Below are 17,454 nucleotides of genomic sequence, written 5' to 3'. Positions count from 1 at the left end.
GCCGAAGTCCGTCTGTTACGCCTACAAGCCTGATGAACTCTCCGTTCGATACATATCTCACTTGAGAGTTATCAGAGCTTGATGGCTACAGACTCACTGGAATAACCTCAACTAATTCTTTCTTGATATTAATTTACACCCTGCCACAAAAAAAAGTTGCCCCGAAGGACAACTTGTCATTTATCACGGATAACTTGCATTATTTGCTTGCAGCTAACAGCACTTTCAGCTTAAACCAGCCATCTTCATAGCTGCAATTCATTGCGCCGCCGTACTTTTCAGCAACCTGAGTAATGGACTTAAGCCCATAGCCATGCTTTACGTTATCTCCTTTTGTAGTTTTAGGTAGGTTGTTCTTTCCAAAGAAACTACGCTTTTGATTGTTGCGAAGCTTTACATTTTCACTGTCAGAGTAATTATCACACTCTACGATGATAAATTGGTTTCTTTTGCGAACTGAAAGCGTGATAAGACGCTTTTCCTTGTCAGCAACCTGCTGTGATGCCTCGATGGCATTGTCCAATATATTACCAAATAAAGAACATATATCCTTTACATGGATATCTGACAGCAAATCGCCATCCACCATTGCATTTAAAGTAATATTCTTTTTCTGGCATTGAAGACTCTTTGTAGTAAGCACAACATCAAGAACCTTGTTTCCTGTATTCATAAAGGATTCCTGTATTGCAATAGCCTGTTCCATATCTGCAAGAACTTCTGCACGACGCTCCGGATCATCCTCGTTTTTGAGAGCCATAACGTAATGCTTCATGTCATGCATTTCCTTACGCAAGGCCTCGGAATTATCAATTGCAAGCTTGTACTGCTCGTACTGCTTTTGGAAAAGCTGATTAATCTCGGTACTTTCCTTTCGAAGGGCCAGCTCGTTTCTACGGCCCATCTCTGTCATCAGCATCAGCATTCCTCCGAAATCTACCAGAGTACGAACATAAAGCATGTTCTCTGTGGCAGAGAATGGTGTTCTGCTGTTTACAAAACTGATATTGGACATGATAAAGGCTCCAATACCTGTGGCGAGAACACTAATCATCTCTTTATTGCTGATGTTAAGGTTTCTATTAGATGGCACATTGCCACGTTCAAATCTGTAATAAACAATATAAGTTGCAATGTACACCAGGAGCATATTGCAAACAGATTCGACCATACCTTCCTGCTCAGTAATTTTTACGCTCCACACATAAAGCTGCTTATAAAGGCTGGCAGCAAACTCTGCCAGTACAAATGCATGAGTTGTAAGAACCGCACAATCCCTAGGCTTTATATCCAAAACAATATAAAGTGAAAAGTACATAAGTCCTACTGCACCGATCATAGTAGGAATCCAAAAACCCAGTGGCAACAAACCCGCTATAAATTGAAATGCGACCAAGATAATAAAAATAGCAATACAGTAAATAGCAAATTCCTTATCATGCCTCTTTTTCTTGTATATATTAAAGTAAACAAAAACCGCTAGCCATTCAGCAATAGCGGTAAAAAGTCTTGGGGTGTCCTGTATATTTACAGGGTTTAAAAATGCATTAAAAACCATTACAAAATATCCTCCGTCAACGCAGCCATGAACTCTTTCTTTCTGGCACGACTTATTGGAAGCATCACCTCATTTGTTAATAAAACTTCCTCTTTTTGTACAGCTTCAACCTCTGAAAGATTGATTAAATATGCATTATGGCACTTGCTGAAGCCATGGTCCATAAGCATCTCATCAAAACGCTTGAGAGGTCCCGCTGTAACGTAATCAGCATCCTTGCAATGTATTACCACATTGTTACGCTGACTTTCAATATAGATAATATTGTTGCAATCCAGCTTCAGCTGCTTGTCATCAACAGCAACCTTTATATAAACATGCTGTTGCTTGGCCTGCACTCTGACTATTGCCTTGTCGAAAATCTGCTCAAACTGATGATATGGCACTGGCTTTAATACATATCCTAGCGCATCCACTGCATAGCCCTGCACTGCATACTGAACTGTGGATGTGATAAAAATAATGATAACATCAGGATCCACCTGGCGGATTTTCTCTGCGGCTGCCATGCCATCCAAATGCTTCATCTGAATATCCAAAAGGATAATATCAAACTGTCCCTTATAATCATCCACCAAATCAATTCCATCTGGCAAATATGTAATATTAAACTGCTGATTCTTTGCCGAACTGTATTTACTTATATAATTCTTTAAAACTGAAGCCTGCTCCAGCTCGTCTTCAACTATACAAACATTAATCATGCTATTAAAATAATACAAATTTGAATTGTGCGCAAGATTAAAAAAGGTCCTTGCCATAGGCAAGAACCTTAAAAATCTATTAGTCTTGAGACATTTTAGCAAGCTTTGCAGCCTGATCTGCTGCGATTAGTGCATCAAGAATTTCCTGGATGTCACCGTTCATAATCTTATCAAGCTTGTAAAGTGTAAGGTTGATACGGTGATCTGTTACACGTCCCTGTGGGAAGTTGTATGTACGAATCTTTTCTGCACGGTCACCAGTACCAATCTGTGAGCGACGCTCTGCAGCTTCTGCATCCTGCTGCTTCTGAAGCTCTAAATCATAAAGCTTTGCACGAAGGAGTGCGAAAGCCTTTTCCTTATTCTGAAGCTGTGACTTCTCTGTCTGGCTGTAGATAACAATACCTGTTGGGTAGTGAGTAAGACGAACAGCTGAATCTGTTGTGTTGACACACTGACCACCGTTACCTGAAGCACGCATTACGTCGATACGGATATCCTTTTCATCAATCTGGATATCAACTTCTTCTGCCTCTGGCATAACTGCTACTGAACATGTAGATGTCTGGATACGGCCCTGTGACTCTGTCTCTGGAACACGCTGTACACGATGTACACCAGACTCGTACTTAAGGATTGAGTATGCACCAGTTCCCTTAACCATGAACTCGATATTCTTCATACCACCGATGCCTGTCTCGTCTGCTTCAAGAAGCTCAACCTTCCATCCACGTGACTCTACGTAATGTACGTACATACGGTAGATTTCTGCTGCGAAAAGGGCTGCTTCCTCTCCACCTGCACCTGCACGAATTTCCACGATAACGTTCTTATCATCGTTAGGGTCCTTAGGAAGAAGTAAGATTTTAAGCTCCTGCTCAAGGCGCTCAACCTCTGCCTGAGATTCCTTCATCTCTTCCTTTGCAAGCTCCTTCATTTCCTCATCTGATTCAAGCTCGAGAAGCTCTAAAGAATCCTGAATATTCTGCTTGTGAGCTGAATACTGCTTGTAAGCCTCTACGATAGGTGCAAGCTCAGCCTGCTCCTTCATGAGTGCTCTAAATCTGGCATTGTCATTAGCCACATCTGGCTCAGAAAGCAAGTTCATTACTTCCTCGTATCTTAATACTAAATCTTCTAATCTATCAAACATGCTAAAACCTCCATGTTATTAACCACTTTATTAACAGACACAATACACCTGCGTCGCTATAGATGTCCTTTAACGACTCTATCGTTGCCTGCTAAATCCTTTATTACTTCAACGTCCTTGAATCCTGCCTCTTTGAATAGTGCAGAAACATCAGGCCCCTGATCATAGCCGATTTCAACTAAAAGCCAGCCACCATCATTAAGATAATCCCCTGCCTCAGCAGTGATTTTCTTATAGAAGAAAAGGCCATCCTCTGTGCCATCTAATGCAAGACGAGGCTCATGATCCTTTACCTCTGGCTCCAACTCCTCCACTACTGCAGATGGAATATATGGTGGATTTGATACTATGGCGTTGAACTTGCCACTAACTGGCTGGAACATATCGCCTTTAACAAAATCCGCCTTACGGCCTACAAGCCTAGCGCCATTCTCGCGAGCAACAGCAAGTGCTTCTTCTGAGATATCTACACCTATTCCTGAAAGCCCCTGGCCCAGGACAACAAGAGATAGAATAACACATCCGCTGCCAGTACACAAATCCAAAATATGGCTGCCACTAGGAATAACCTTGAGAGCCTCCTCTACGAGAGTCTCGGTGTCCTGACGAGGGATGAGAACATTTTCATTTACCCAAAATGTGATGCCCATGAAATCCTGCTCTCCAGTAATGTGCTGGAGTGGCTCGTGGCCTGCTCTCCTTAAAAGGACATCCTTATATTTATAAAGAATATTATTATCGATTTCTTCTGATTGCTTCAGAAAATACTGAGCCTTTGAGAGACCGCTAACATATGAAAGAAGATACCAAGCGTCTATCTTTGCATCAGCGATATTTTCTGATTCCAGTAATACTATTCCTTTATCTAAAGCCTGTTTAAAAGTCATACCTAAAAACACTCCCTGTTTTCTTCGATGAATCCTTTCCAATCAAACACTGCTTCTACTGAGGCAATTCCAACCTCAATCATATCGTCGTCTGGCTCCATTACTGTAAGTCGCTGCAGCCAAAGCCCTGGCTTTGAGAAAATGTTTACAAAGCCATTTTCATGACGTCCTGCAAGCCTAATAAACTCATAAGAAATACCAGCGATAACTGGAATAAGTAAAAGTCTTGCAATGAGCTTTACCCATGTATTATCGAAAGAGATAAACATGAAAACAAAAACTGAAATAATGAATACAATGAAAATAAAGCTAGTTCCACATCTCTTGTGAAAACGTGTGGCTGTACGAACATTTTCAACTGTAAGAGGCTTTCCTGCCTCGATACAATTAATGCATTTGTGCTCTGCACCGTGATACATAAAGGTACGCTTGATATCATCCATATGAGAAATCATCACGATGTAACCAATAAAAATACCAATACGAATAAGTCCTTCGATGAGAGCAATCAACGCCTGCGACTCAATATATTTGTTTAAACCAAGGGATATAAAGTATGGCAACGCAAAGAAAATACCAAGAGCAAGTACAAATGACAATACCAATGTGCCACCCATCTCAGCCTTTTCCTTTTTCTCGAGCTTTTTGAGCTCTTCCTCTGAAAGCTTTGATTTATCGACGGCGTCCTCTTCGTCCTCGAAGAAGCTAGCTGAATACATAAGTGTGCTAAGGCCAATCACAAGTGAATCAATAAATGATACCATTCCTCTGATAATTGGAATCTTGTGCCATATGTCATTTATGTCTTTTGTATTTTTAACATCTACTGCAATAGATTTGTCTGGTGTACGAACTGCCACAGCATATTTATTGCCGTTTCGCATCATAACACCTTCCATCACAGCCTGTCCGCCTATGCCTGAATACTTCATTTTAAGCCCCCTACACGAAATAAAGGGCTGAGACGAATCTCAACCCTTAAAAGTCCAAATAAATGACTACTTTGCGTCAATACCATACTTCTTGTTGAACTTGTCAATACGTCCACGAGCCTGTGTAGCTTTCTGCTGGCCTGTGTAGAATGGATGACACTTTGAACAAATTTCTACGTGGATGCTCTCCTTTGTAGAACCTGTTACGAATGTGTTACCGCAGTTGCAAGTAACTGTAGCCTGGTAATAATCTGGATGGATACCCTGTCTCATTTAATTTCACCTCTCATAATAATTTTTTACAATTTCCAACTGTAATTTGTGAGATAAAAATCTCGAATACTGCTTAAATGCGAGGGTCTCGCATTTCATCCCGATTAACAGCTTCTCAAGTATAACATGGAATATACTAAAATACAACCCCTGTTTTGCCATCGGATACTTCTTCCTGGTCTGAATCCTCCATGGTCTTCAGGCGACCAAAGAAATCTTCCAGCTTATCCATAAGTTCTTTTTTATCTATTGATTTAAGAATATAGTCCTCTGGCCCTAAGCCAACGGCTCTTATAACCATATCTCTATCGCTCTTGCCAGTCAAGAACATTACCGGAATATTTCTAGAGCCTGGGTCTTCTTTTAACATTCGAAAAACTGTAGGCCCATCCATTGATGGCATCTCACAATCCAATAAAATCAAATCTACATTCTGTGAATTGTCCATCAGCCAATGAATAGCTTTTGTACCAGCATCAAGCATAGTAATCTGGTATCTGCCCTTCATCCACTCATGAAGCATTCGCATATAAGTAGCATCATCATCTACTATTAGAATATGGCGCTGTCTTGCTGGTTTGATTTCGCCCCCTAATGCCTTTTCCAATGTATTCAGCAAGGCATCCATATCAACAGGCCTATTAAACCATCCTACGATTGCTGATTTAGGGATGATTTCTGTAGCCTTCTCGTACTCTGCTTCTTCGCCTACAAGTATAAGCAAACGCTCCTGCTCCAAGCACAGCTTTCTCATTTCATTCAAGAAATCTTCTCCACTTGGAGTATAAATCTCATCATCCAGATAGTAGATTATGGGCTCACTCTCATCAATAGCCTCCTCTATCTGAAATATACTTGGACGAACTGGCACTCCCTCAATTCCTGATTCTTGCAGCTTTTTTTGAATTCCCATTACTGAAAAGCTGGACTTTGAACTGATAAGCGCAACTTTACTTTGCTTTTCATTAGAAAACCCGTAATCCATTAGTTACCCCCATTGTTAAGCATCTTTTTTGCTGATTCAACAACACCTTCATAATCAAGCTTCTGTAAAAGCTCTCGTACATGTTTCATTTCCGATTCTACATTTTCCGGCATAGCATATTCATCTAACGAATCTAAAACCATCTCTGTAGATGTGTAATCACAAACGCTGGCCATTTCTATAATTGAATAAATAGCATCCTTCAATTCCCCTGGATTCAACGTTTTCTTTGTTTCTTTTACTTCTTTATATGAATTTTCCAGGCTTAGATATTCTCTTATTAATTCCTTGTGATGAGATTTTATATAATCCCAGTCGTTTTCATTTCCTGCCTTTTCCAAAGCTTCCGCTTTACTTGAAATGGACATTTCACCTATCAATCTAGCTGTGCTCTTCAGTCCATGAACCTTGATAGTGTAGTTTTTAATATCTTCTGCTTCTAACAATTGATCCAGATTCTTTGCTGTTTCTTGAATCGTGGATACAAATATTTTTATTAAAGCTTTTCTTTCCTCATCATTCGTTGTTAAGGATTTATTATTTTTTATATCACTGATTGATTTCTTTACTATCTTTTCTGCCGGTACGTATTTTGTCAGCACCTGCTCTAGAGCTTCTGCGTCTATTGGCTTAGTCAAATAGTCGTTAAATCCCTTTGATATATAAAAGTCTTTAGCTCCTGCGATAGCATTTGCCGTCAAAGCAATTACTGCCGTGGACTCATCTATCATTTGTCGCTTTTTCAGGATCTCCAGCGTTTCTACGCCATCCATATCAGGCATCATATGATCCATGAAAATGATATCGTAGTGTTTTTCCTCTATTCTTGAAAGAGATTCTGGCCCTGATTCTGCCAAATCAGGAATGAAATCATAGACCTTCATAAGGTTCTTGGCTACCACCAGATTCATTTCATAATCATCTACAACTATAATGTTGGCTTTCGGCATAGATGGATAAGTATACTTATTCCTTCGCATATAGCTGCGCTTAACACGTTTTCTATAATCTCCCAGCGGCTCATCATTAATGATTCCCTGTCTGATAACAAACGAGAAAGTGGAACCCTGTCCATACACACTTTCCACTTTCAAGTCGCTTCCCATCAGCTTAAGAATTTCTATTACAATTGGAATTCCCAGTCCAGTACCCTCTATGTTTCTATTGCGCTCCTCCTCTATTCTAGTAAATGAAGCAGATAGTTTTTCCATATCCTCAGGCTTAATACCTATTCCTGTGTCTTGCACACTTACACCAATGTCAATAGCTCCGTCTGCCCTTGATTCTTCCCATATATTAAGGCTTATTACACCTACTTCAGTGTATTTTACAGCATTTGTAAGTAAGTTATTAATAACCTGCCCCAATCTGACATCATCGCCAAACAAAGTAGTAGGTAGATTGGTATCTACATTTACATCCATCCTCAGGCCCTTTGATTTAGCTCTAGTAGTTACAGCCGTAACAAACCCATTTATCATTGTGGCCAAATCGTACTCAACCTGGATTATCTCCATCTTGCCCTCTTCCAGCTTTGAGTAATCCAATACACTGTTTACCTGGGCCAATAGTGCCTTTCCTGCCTGTTTGACATTAGTTGCATACTCAACTATCTGTTCATCAGAACTCTCCCTGATAATCATTTCATTCATACCAAGGATAGCATTAATAGGAGTTCTTATTTCATGAGACATGTTTGCTAAGAACTGACTTTTTGCCTTACTTGCAGAATCTATAGCATCTAGCTGACGTTGCATAAACTCATTCATGCTATTTATTTCTTTTATAACATTCTGTGCAATTCTAAGTGCCACAATAATGGCAAAGATTAAAAAAATGGAAAAAACAACGATTAGTTTAATGAATTGATTTCTACTAAGCGTGCCGTCAGAAATGACGGCAACTGAAGCTAGTAGTGCCCCCACTACAATAAATAATACTACTGTTACAATTAAAATCATTTTAATGTAAACAGATTTCATACCTCACCCCATAAGTATATCCATCACCGCTTCATATACCTGATCACTACGAACCTTCCAATTGTTACATAGTGTTTCAGCTTGCTCCTTTGAGCCTACATGAAAGCTTAAATCCATGGTCGGAACGTCGTTTTCCGTAATACGAAGCTGTACAACATAGCCACCCCTATCGGCTTTGAAGTACGTTGCCTTGTAGGAATTCTCTTCCTTCATGGAAATAGAATTGACCTTTAAATATTTGTTAATATCCTTTGAAAGAGCTGGAGAAATCTTTTCTTTGAATAGCTCCAAGGTCTTTACACCATCATCTGTAATTGAATAGGTCGTATTGTTATGATTAGTTTTCGAAAAAATCAGCCCTGCTTCCTCATCGTCGCTGATGGCTTGCTGGGCTGTGAAATAATCAGTCAAATCACCCTCTAAAAAGAAGTCTGTGATTTGACTGTTGCTAAGCGGGAAACCACTACGATGTAATAATTCTAGTATTGTAATCTTGTATATTAAATTTGGTTCTGCCATGATTTTCCTCACTAACTACTTATAACTTATTTGATTTAAACCAATGCTTTAATTGCATTTGCTACTGCTACTGCAACACGTGGATCAAAAGCCTCTGGCAAAATGAAATCATCGCAAAGATTCTCTTCGTCAACAAGACCGGCAATAGTTTCTGCTGCTGCCAATTTCATTTCTTCTGTGATTGCTGTAGCTCTCGCTTCAAGGGCGCCCCTAAAAATACCAGGGAATGCAACTACATTGTTAACCTGATTAGGAAAATCAGAACGTCCTGTACCAATTACCCTAGCTCCTGCTTCCTTTGCTTCGTCAGGCATAATCTCTGGTGTAGGGTTGGCCATAGCAAAAAGAATTGAATCCTTTGCCATAGATGCAACCATTTCCTTTGATACGATACCTGGAGCTGAAACACCAACAAAAATGTCCGCACCAACTAAGGCATCCTTAAGTGTACCAGTCTTATGTGAAAGGTTCGTGACGTTGGTCATTTCTTTTTGCATCCAATTAAGATTTGGATAGTCCGGACCAATGATTCCTTCCCTATCACACATTGTGACATCCTTAAATCCATATCTAAGAAGAAGCTTTGTAATGGCTATTCCTGCAGAACCTGCACCATTAACTACTACCTTGCAATCTTCTTTTTTCTTGTTAACTACCTTTAACGCATTGATAATGCCAGCAAGTACAACAATTGCTGTACCATGCTGATCATCATGAAATACTGGAATATCAAGCTCCTTTTTAAGACGCTCTTCGATTTCGAAGCAACGTGGAGCAGAAATATCCTCAAGATTGATTCCACCAAATGTTGGAGCAATAGCCTTTACTGCAGCAACTATTTCGTCTGGATCCTGAGTATTTAAAACGATAGGAAATGCATTAACACCACCGAACTCCTTGAACAATACGCACTTGCCTTCCATAACTGGCATTGCTGCAAGTGGTCCAATATTTCCAAGGCCAAGGACAGCAGAACCGTCAGATACAACAGCCACTGTGTTTGCTTTAAGTGTGTAGCTATACGCTGCTTCTGGGTCTTCAGCAATGATTCGGCATGGAGCTGCAACGCCTGGAGTGTAAGCAATCGATAAATCCTCTCTGCTTTTAACTGGCGCCTTTGCACATGTCTCGATTTTACCGTTCCACTGCTTGTGTAAAAATACCGCTGTTTCGTCTACTGATGCCATGATTTCCCTCCTTGAATATCAATTGAATTAGATAACTCTCTTACGAATAATCATATCGATATATTCGTCATTGTTCTTTGTGTGAGCAAACATATTAAGAATAGTTTCAACGGCGTCTTCTTTTCTGGCACCATTGATTGCTTTTCTCATAATTTCCATTGCATCAAGCTCTTTTCTTGAAAGAAGAAGATCTTCTCTACGAGTACCAGAACCTGTGATATCAATAGCTGGGAATATTCTCTTTTCTGAAAGCTTTCTATCAAGAATAAGCTCCATGTTACCTGTACCCTTGAATTCCTCGAATACAACGTCATCCATCTTGGAACCTGTATCTACAAGTGCTGTAGCAAGGATTGTAAGGGAACCGCCTTCACGCATGTTTCTGGCTGCACCAAAGAACTTCTTTGGCATGTGAAGAGCTGCTGGATCAAGACCACCTGAAAGTGTACGGCCTGATGGCTGTACTGTAAGGTTGTATGCGCGGGCAAGACGTGTGATAGAATCCAAAAGAATCATAACGTCCTGGCCATGCTCTACTAATCTCTTTGCTCTTTCGATAACCATTTCTGAAACACGCTTGTGGTGTTCTGGACTCTCATCGAATGTTGAATAGATAACTTCAACGTTTTTGCTGTTTCTCATAGTGTCCTTCATATCTGTAACTTCCTCAGGACGCTCGTCGATAAGCAAAATGATAAGATGCATATCTGGATGTGAGTAATTAACTGATGTAGCAACTTCTTTAAGAAGTGTTGTCTTACCTGCCTTTGGCTGGGAAACGATCATACCACGCTGTCCCTTACCAATTGGGCTAACTAAATCAACGATACGCATTGCAACTGAGCTGCGCTGTCTTTCAAGACGAATACGTTCATTTGGGAAAATAGGTGTTAAATCCTCGAAATTAGGACGCTTACTAGCTCTTGAAGGATCGTAACCGTTAATTGAATCTATAATCATAAGAGCAGCGAACTTATCTGTAGGATTGTTGAAACGCTTCTTACCTATGATAATATCGCCTGTCTTAAGGTTAAACTTTTTGATTTGTGACTGACTAACATATACATCGTCTGTACCTGGCATGTAGTTGTCACATCTGATGAAACCAAAGCCGTCGCCCATTACCTCGAGAATTCCGCTTGCTGGAATAAGATTGTCCATAGGGATGTCCGCTGGAACCTCTGTCTTGTCAGCCTTCTCAGATTTTTCAGCCTTCTCTGGTCTCTCCTGTCTTTCTGTTCTTTCTACCTTTTTTGGTCTTTCAGCCTTTTCTACTGGCTCTGACTTTTCTGCAGATGCAGCTTCGTTCTGCTTGTCAATTTCGTCCTGTGCAAGCATAGCTTCTACCAAATCTGCTTTTTTCATTGCTGATGCGCCTTTTATTCCCCTAGCTTTTGCTAAGTCGCGCAAAATTGTTACTGATAAACTTTCATATTTTTCTCTCATCTAACTCTCCTTAATAAAATAAAAAACGTCATGGAAATAAAAGTCGAATCGACTAACGAATAACTTTGATGATAGTTGCATTATATAACCAAAATCTTCATCTGTCCATAACTTTATTTTAGGCCAAGCGCTCTAGCTTAGGCTCAAAGAATTCCTCTAATTTGTTGATTGGAACTGGTGCTGCGTATTTATATCCCTGGATATATTCGAATCCTAGACCAATAGAAAGTTCAGCCTGTTTGTTGTTTTCAACACCTTCTACAAGTACTACTAATCCATGGCTCTTAAACACATCAACCATATTTTGAATCAATCTAAGCAAAATAGGGTCATCCATTGATTTATATAGTAAGCTCTTATCGAACTTAATTGTTCTAAATGGTAAGCTGACGATTCTTTCAAGGTTAGAGTAACCTGTTCCAAAATCATCAAGATAAAAATGTACGCCTGCGGCATTAAACTCTTCCATGTTGTGACTGATTGCTTCGATTTCGTCACTGGTCATAGATTCTGTCATTTCAAGACGAATTCTATCACATGTAATGCCATTATTTTTGATGATATCAATCAATTCATCATGCAAGCAGTAATCCATAAACTCAGAAAGGGATACATTTACAGATACAGCTTCAAAATTGTAGTAATCCTGAATCTCGTATATCTTTGCACACACCTTGTTAAGAATAATTCTTGTAAGAGTATGAATGCATCCAACCTTTTCAGCCAAAGGAATGAAAATATCTGGTGATATCAATCTACCATGAACCTCAAGACGCATTAATGCTTCAGCATTTCTATAGTTGTTATTTGTAACATCAAAAATAGGTTGCACATAAACTACAACTCTTGGGTCCAATAAATCGTCCTTGTTTCTGATATCAACAATGACTCTCTCAATCTCCTTTTGTTCCATGCAGATGTTGTAATCAGAAAGTGTCGCCTCATAGACTCTCACTTTCTTTTTAGCTGCCTTGTCGAACAAGAAGTTTGAATATGCGTCAAGTGTCTGTAAATCACACTTTTCTAAATCATTTTTAATAACAACCATTCTGTATTCTGGGCTGTTTGAATATTCCCAACTCGACATAGCATCGTCAAGATCTTTCTTAACAAGCTCAATCGTCTCTCTTGTGATATGCTCGCTATTATTTGGGAAAATGATGCCATATGTAAACTCATTAATAGAGTAAACTCTAGCGTCTGGATTGTGATGTTCCAGATTTCTAATCTGTGCAGATATTCTACGCTTAGCAACATACATAAGCTCATAGTTATCTACAACCTCAAGACGAGGGAACTTAATATAGATGAAACCAATATGCTTTCCATTTTTACTCTTCTTTTGAAGCGACAAAAGATGAGCTTCGAAAGCCTGCTTATTTTGGCAGCCTGTCACCTCATCGTACAAAATGCTATGGAAAGTAATATAGCAAAGCATAAATGGAACTACATATGTAACACTAAGGATTACATACTGTGGCTGTATCATTTGAATAACCAGTGTAAGTATTTCAAATGGTACAAATATGAATATAAGGTTCATAAGAACTCTTGGGATTTCATTTCTATTCTGAAAGGCTGAAAGCATAATAAGTACAACATCAAGCAATGCAAACCAAACATTAATACTAGACCATTCAGTGAATTTGTAAGCTCCATCAATAACAGTTACATAACTATCAGAGATAAATACTCCTCCTACAACAACCATGTAAATTGCGATGAAGACAATAACAACAACATTTAACGTATCTAAATTTTCTCTTTGCTTTAAACTAAGCAAATGTATATAGGAAAACAATAAAACGAGAATTCCAAGATAGGTGACATAATAAAACAGCACAGACATCCTAAATAAGAATCCTTCTAAGGCTGTATCAAAGCTCAAAAGGAAAATGGATGCCATGTGCAAAATAATATTAGCCACTGATAAGATTTGACCATAAAAAACAACGGAAAGGACAGCGGTCCTCCTTGGTTTGGTGGCCACTGTCAAATAAAGCATTACAAGTGCTATTAATAAGTCTACTCTCTCTGCTGCAATATTAAATCCGTTGATTAACATAACAAAATTCTGCCCTTTAATTTATATTTTGCTTATTCCTGTAGAGATTCCATGATAGGTGGTATAAGCTGTTTCTTTCTAGAAACTACACCATCTAAAATGTAGCTATCTGCAGCAACAGGCATTCTAAATGCATCGGCAATTATTTTGTCAGCCTCCCCGCCAACGAATAGAAGCTCTGTTGATTCATTAAGGATGTCTGTAAGCATTACAAATACTGCATTTAAATCTGATGAATTAAGCACAGAATCCATGTACTTTCTGATTTCACCCTTAATTGAATTAAGCTGCCCCTTTGATACTGAACTTACCTGGGCAACTCCAAACTTTGTGTCTCCGCTAGTGAAGATCTTGTAATCCTGATGGAAGATCTGCTCAGCTGTACGGTCTTTGAAATCGCTGCCTGCTTCAAACATAGAAGTTGCAAGCTCTGTAACATCAACACCGGCGATCTTAGCAAGCTCTCTTGCTCTCTCTTCGTCTATTGGTGTACATGTTGGTGACCTAAACATCAAAGTATCTGAAAGGATTGCTGAGCAAAGTACACCAGCAATTTCCTTTGGAATTTGTACTCCTCTTTCCTGGAACATCAGCGATACAATTGTGGCTGTAGAGCCAAGTGGCTGATTTCTGAAAAGAATTGGTGAAACAGTTTCAAGTGAACCAAGTCTGTGGTGGTCGATGATTTCAAGTACTTCTGCCTGATCGATACCATCTACTGCCTGAGACTTTTCATTGTGGTCTACTAAAATAACCTTCTTCTTTTGCATATTTAAAAGAAGACGACGTGAAACCATTCCAATGTAATGTCTGTTTTCATCGAGGATTGGGAAATCTCGATGACGAACTGTTTTCATAACTTCTCTAACATCATCTACATAATCGTCTAACTCAAAGCTGATAATGTCTTCCTTCTGCATGAACTGACGGATAGGCATTGACTGATGAATAAGACGAGCAACTGTAAATGTGTCGTACTCCGTAGTGATAAGCACTACCTGGTGATCTATAGCTGCCTTTTCAACCTCAGGATCTACTGATGAAGCGCCACAAACTACTAAGCAGCTACATCCAGCTTCTATACAGATAAGCTGACGAGCTGTGATATTACCAACAATAACAAGGTCGTCTCTGTTGATATCTTCTTTAAGATCCTCTCTGTTGTTTGATGCAATAACTACAGAACCTTTTACAAAATATGCATGTGGATTTCCTGTAACAAGACGTCCACTAAGTGTACTAATAATGTTTGAGAACTGTGTACGTGCTCTTGAAAGGATGCTGTTATCGTATACATCCATGTATGAGTACGCAATATCTCCGTTTACGATTACACCTTCAAGCTTGCCTGTCTTTGCAATAACTGGAAGTGTAACAACGTCTCTCTCAAGCATGATTTCCCATGCCTTCTTAAGAGAAATATGACCATCAACGCCCTCGAGCTGTCTGTACTCAATATCCATGAGCTGAGCTCCAACGTCTGATATTGTTTCTGGCTCCTGAACGCCAAAACGGTCCAATACGTAACGAGTCTCTTTATTGAGCTCGCCCGCTTTCTTTGGTATATATTTTACTCCTGTGCCAAGTGCATTTTTAAGGTATGCATATCCTATAGCGGCACAAATACTGTCGGTATCAGGGTTCTTGTGTCCGATAATAAAAACTGAATTCGGCATAATCCCTCCATTTATTCTATCTTAAAATAATCCTATCGAGAGAATAAGTGATGCAATAGATACCCCCATTGTTAATACAAGTAGAACAATAACTACAACTGAAAGCTTCTTTAATGAGCTGTAATGCTCAATTGCCTTAACAGCCTGCTCTTCGCTGTTGTCGTGTTCTTTTAATAAATCCTGAATCAAACGATATAAATGAACTGACTCTGAGTGCGTTTTCTCGGAAAGCTCGTTTTGAATATTATCTAAACCATCTGATACATTTTTAAGTGTATCTTGAAGATTTCTATTGTGGGTCTCGTAGGACTCTTGATTATCACTCACTTGGCCCTTAATGTCAATCTCTAATTGATCCATGTTGTTTTTAACAACCTGCATCATACGGTCTACCTGAGTTTCTACATCAGCAACAAGGCTATCTGCCTCTGCCTGCTTTCTAGAAAGCTCTTCTTGTAGCTTAACATTAATTGCTTCTTTCTCTCTAACTAAAGCTTCTAACTCTGCAGCCTTGCGCTCTTTCTGAGCAATGAGTTGCTGTAGCTGTGTTGCCTTCTCGCGGAATGCATCAATCTGTTCTAAAAGTAAATCTTCTCCGTTGTCAACAACTGGCTGTGCAACAGGCTTTTCAGCTGCTCCCTCTACATTAATGTTTTCCATAGCACTCTCCTCCTATGTTAAAATGTAAATTTGTCTGCAAAATATGCATCCAAATCTGCAATCGCAATTCTTTCCTGCTCCATAGAATCACGATGACGAATTGTAACCATATGGTCTTCTTCTGAATCAAAGTCATATGTGATACAGAATGGTGTTCCGATTTCGTCCATACGACGATATCTCTTACCGATTGTTCCTCTGTCGTCAAATTCGCAGTTGTATTTCTTTGAAAGCTCTGTAAATACCTTTTCAGCGCCTTCGTTGAGCTTCTTTGAAAGTGGAAGCACACCAATCTTTACTGGTGCAAGAGCTGGGTGGAAGTGAAGAACTGTACGAACATCACTCTTTCCATCCTTACCAACCTCTTCCTCATCGTATGCTGCACAAAGGAATGCAAGAACAACACGATCAGCACCAAGAGATGGCTCGATTACGTATGGTAAGTACTTTTCGTTTGTCTCATCATCGAAGTATGTAAGATCCTGACCAGATACGTTCTGATGCTGTGTAAGGTCGTAGTCAGTACGGCTAGCGATACCCCAAAGCTCACCCCAACCGAATGGGAATAAGTACTCGATATCTGTAGTACCTGTTGAGTAGAATGAAAGCTCCTCTGGATCGTGGTCACGAAGTCTCATCTCATCTTCCTTCATGCCGAGGCTTGTAAGCCAATCACGGCAGAAGCTTCTCCAATACTGGAACCACTCATCCTGTGTACCAGGCTTGCAGAAGAACTCAAGCTCCATCTGCTCGAACTCACGAGTACGGAATGTGAAGTTACCAGGTGTAATCTCGTTACGGAATGACTTACCAATCTGGCCAATACCAAATGGAACCTTCTTACGAGATGTACGCTGAACATTCTTGAAGTTTACGAAAATACCCTGTGCTGTCTCAGGACGAAGGTAAACTGTGTTCTTAGCATCCTCAGTAACACCCTGGAATGTCTTGAACATAAGGTTGAACTCGCGAATATCTGTGAAGTTGTGCTTTCCACATGTAGGACATGGAACGTTGTTGCTGTCGATGAATTCCTTCATCTCCTCTTTGCTCCAGCCATCAACTGATGACTTAAGCTCGATACCCTTTTCAGCTGCAAAATCCTCAATGATTTTGTCTGCTCTAAATCTTTCGTGGCATTCCTTACAATCCATAAGTGGATCTGAGAATGAGCCAAGGTGTCCAGAAGCAATCCATGTCTGTGGATTCATAAGAATCGCACAATCAACACCTACGTTGTATGGATTTTCCTGAACGAATTTCTGCCACCAAGCTTTTTTTACGTTATTCTTGAGCTCAACGCCAAGATTACCGTAATCCCATGTATTAGCAAGACCACCGTAGATTTCGGAACCTGCATATACAAAGCCTCTTGCCTTGGCAAGAGCAATAATTTTGTCCATTGTTTTTTCCATGATTATGTTCCC

At 39.7% G+C, this 17,454-nt stretch carries 15 protein-coding genes; all 15 read right to left on the bottom strand.

Annotation, left to right across the window (positions count from 1 at the left end; all coding sequences use genetic code 11):
• Positions 1-199: 199 nt before the first annotated feature.
• The 15 genes from E7274_RS08395 to E7274_RS08325 all read right to left on the bottom strand — a co-directional run bounded on the left by E7274_RS08395 (position 200) and on the right by E7274_RS08325 (position 17,442).
• Positions 200-1,339: an ATP-binding protein gene (locus tag E7274_RS08395; RefSeq protein WP_304175209.1), complete on the bottom strand. Its 1,140-nt coding sequence runs from the start codon at positions 1,337-1,339 to the stop codon at positions 200-202.
• A gap of 218 nt (positions 1,340-1,557) precedes the next feature.
• On the bottom strand, positions 1,558-2,319 hold the full coding sequence (locus E7274_RS08390) for a LytR/AlgR family response regulator transcription factor (RefSeq protein WP_304175207.1): 762 nt from the start codon (positions 2,317-2,319) through the stop codon (positions 1,558-1,560).
• A 22-nt stretch (positions 2,320-2,341) separates the two neighbouring features.
• On the bottom strand, positions 2,342-3,415 hold the full coding sequence (gene prfA, locus E7274_RS08385) for a peptide chain release factor 1 (RefSeq protein ID WP_044933709.1): 1,074 nt from the start codon (positions 3,413-3,415) through the stop codon (positions 2,342-2,344).
• Between the two features lie 56 nt (positions 3,416-3,471).
• The gene (gene prmC / locus E7274_RS08380) at positions 3,472-4,302 is read right to left on the bottom strand and encodes a peptide chain release factor N(5)-glutamine methyltransferase (RefSeq protein ID WP_304175205.1); all 831 of its coding nucleotides are present in this window, start codon (positions 4,300-4,302) and stop codon (positions 3,472-3,474) included.
• A gap of 2 nt (positions 4,303-4,304) precedes the next feature.
• Positions 4,305-5,234 carry a DUF1385 domain-containing protein gene (locus E7274_RS08375; protein WP_304175203.1) on the bottom strand — a complete coding sequence of 310 codons (930 nt, stop codon included), beginning with the start codon at positions 5,232-5,234 and terminating at the stop codon, positions 4,305-4,307.
• 66 nt (positions 5,235-5,300) lie between these two features.
• Positions 5,301-5,507 (bottom strand): 50S ribosomal protein L31, encoded by a 207-nt coding sequence (gene rpmE, locus E7274_RS08370; protein ID WP_015550865.1) that lies wholly within the window; start codon positions 5,505-5,507, stop codon positions 5,301-5,303.
• A gap of 136 nt (positions 5,508-5,643) precedes the next feature.
• On the bottom strand, positions 5,644-6,492 hold the full coding sequence (locus E7274_RS08365) for a response regulator (RefSeq protein WP_304175201.1): 849 nt from the start codon (positions 6,490-6,492) through the stop codon (positions 5,644-5,646).
• On the bottom strand, positions 6,492-8,474 hold the full coding sequence (locus E7274_RS08360) for an ATP-binding protein (protein ID WP_304175199.1): 1,983 nt from the start codon (positions 8,472-8,474) through the stop codon (positions 6,492-6,494). Before E7274_RS08360 ends, E7274_RS08365 begins: the two co-directional genes overlap by 1 nt.
• A 3-nt stretch (positions 8,475-8,477) precedes the next feature.
• The gene (locus tag E7274_RS08355; protein WP_033153787.1) at positions 8,478-8,993 is read right to left on the bottom strand and encodes a DUF4364 family protein; all 516 of its coding nucleotides are present in this window, start codon (positions 8,991-8,993) and stop codon (positions 8,478-8,480) included.
• A 35-nt stretch (positions 8,994-9,028) separates the two neighbouring features.
• Positions 9,029-10,180, bottom strand: coding sequence for an NAD(P)-dependent malic enzyme (locus tag E7274_RS08350; RefSeq protein WP_033153786.1), 1,152 nt, complete (start codon positions 10,178-10,180; stop codon positions 9,029-9,031).
• 27 nt (positions 10,181-10,207) lie between these two features.
• Entirely contained in the window at positions 10,208-11,626 is a 1,419-nt protein-coding gene (rho, locus tag E7274_RS08345) for a transcription termination factor Rho (RefSeq protein ID WP_304175197.1), read from the bottom strand.
• 118 nt (positions 11,627-11,744) lie between these two features.
• Positions 11,745-13,691 carry an EAL domain-containing protein gene (locus E7274_RS08340; RefSeq protein WP_090481572.1) on the bottom strand — a complete coding sequence of 649 codons (1,947 nt, stop codon included), beginning with the start codon at positions 13,689-13,691 and terminating at the stop codon, positions 11,745-11,747.
• 32 nt (positions 13,692-13,723) lie between these two features.
• Positions 13,724-15,367: a putative manganese-dependent inorganic diphosphatase gene (locus tag E7274_RS08335; RefSeq protein WP_044933699.1), complete on the bottom strand. Its 1,644-nt coding sequence runs from the start codon at positions 15,365-15,367 to the stop codon at positions 13,724-13,726.
• A gap of 21 nt (positions 15,368-15,388) precedes the next feature.
• Complete coding sequence (locus E7274_RS08330) at positions 15,389-16,027, bottom strand: hypothetical protein (protein WP_304175195.1); 639 nt, start codon at positions 16,025-16,027, stop codon at positions 15,389-15,391.
• A gap of 17 nt (positions 16,028-16,044) precedes the next feature.
• Positions 16,045-17,442 (bottom strand): glycine--tRNA ligase, encoded by a 1,398-nt coding sequence (locus E7274_RS08325; RefSeq protein ID WP_304175194.1) that lies wholly within the window; start codon positions 17,440-17,442, stop codon positions 16,045-16,047.
• Between the last annotated feature and the right edge of the window lie 12 nt (positions 17,443-17,454).

The sequence above is a fragment of the Pseudobutyrivibrio ruminis genome, from assembly GCF_015057245.1.
In the GTDB taxonomy this organism is placed as follows: domain Bacteria; phylum Bacillota; class Clostridia; order Lachnospirales; family Lachnospiraceae; genus Pseudobutyrivibrio; species Pseudobutyrivibrio ruminis_E.
This window is presented reverse-complemented; position numbering and strand designations above follow the sequence as displayed.

Bases quoted from the DNA above. Each gene is read 5' to 3' on its own strand.
- E7274_RS08395 (WP_304175209.1), bottom strand. From the start codon at position 1,339: ATGATCGGTGCAGTAGGACTTATGTACTTTTCACTTTATATTGTTTTG.
- E7274_RS08390 (WP_304175207.1), bottom strand. From the start codon at position 2,319: ATGGCAAGGACCTTTTTTAATCTTGCGCACAATTCAAATTTGTATTAT.
- prfA (WP_044933709.1), bottom strand. From the start codon at position 3,415: ATGTTTGATAGATTAGAAGATTTAGTATTAAGATACGAGGAAGTAATG.
- prmC (WP_304175205.1), bottom strand. From the start codon at position 4,302: ATGACTTTTAAACAGGCTTTAGATAAAGGAATAGTATTACTGGAATCA.
- E7274_RS08375 (WP_304175203.1), bottom strand. From the start codon at position 5,234: ATGAAGTATTCAGGCATAGGCGGACAGGCTGTGATGGAAGGTGTTATG.
- rpmE (WP_015550865.1), bottom strand. From the start codon at position 5,507: ATGAGACAGGGTATCCATCCAGATTATTACCAGGCTACAGTTACTTGC.
- E7274_RS08365 (WP_304175201.1), bottom strand. From the start codon at position 6,492: ATGGATTACGGGTTTTCTAATGAAAAGCAAAGTAAAGTTGCGCTTATC.
- E7274_RS08360 (WP_304175199.1), bottom strand. From the start codon at position 8,474: ATGAAATCTGTTTACATTAAAATGATTTTAATTGTAACAGTAGTATTA.
- E7274_RS08355 (WP_033153787.1), bottom strand. From the start codon at position 8,993: ATGGCAGAACCAAATTTAATATACAAGATTACAATACTAGAATTATTA.
- E7274_RS08350 (WP_033153786.1), bottom strand. From the start codon at position 10,180: ATGGCATCAGTAGACGAAACAGCGGTATTTTTACACAAGCAGTGGAAC.
- rho (WP_304175197.1), bottom strand. From the start codon at position 11,626: ATGAGAGAAAAATATGAAAGTTTATCAGTAACAATTTTGCGCGACTTA.
- E7274_RS08340 (WP_090481572.1), bottom strand. From the start codon at position 13,691: ATGTTAATCAACGGATTTAATATTGCAGCAGAGAGAGTAGACTTATTA.
- E7274_RS08335 (WP_044933699.1), bottom strand. From the start codon at position 15,367: ATGCCGAATTCAGTTTTTATTATCGGACACAAGAACCCTGATACCGAC.
- E7274_RS08330 (WP_304175195.1), bottom strand. From the start codon at position 16,027: ATGGAAAACATTAATGTAGAGGGAGCAGCTGAAAAGCCTGTTGCACAG.
- E7274_RS08325 (WP_304175194.1), bottom strand. From the start codon at position 17,442: ATGGAAAAAACAATGGACAAAATTATTGCTCTTGCCAAGGCAAGAGGC.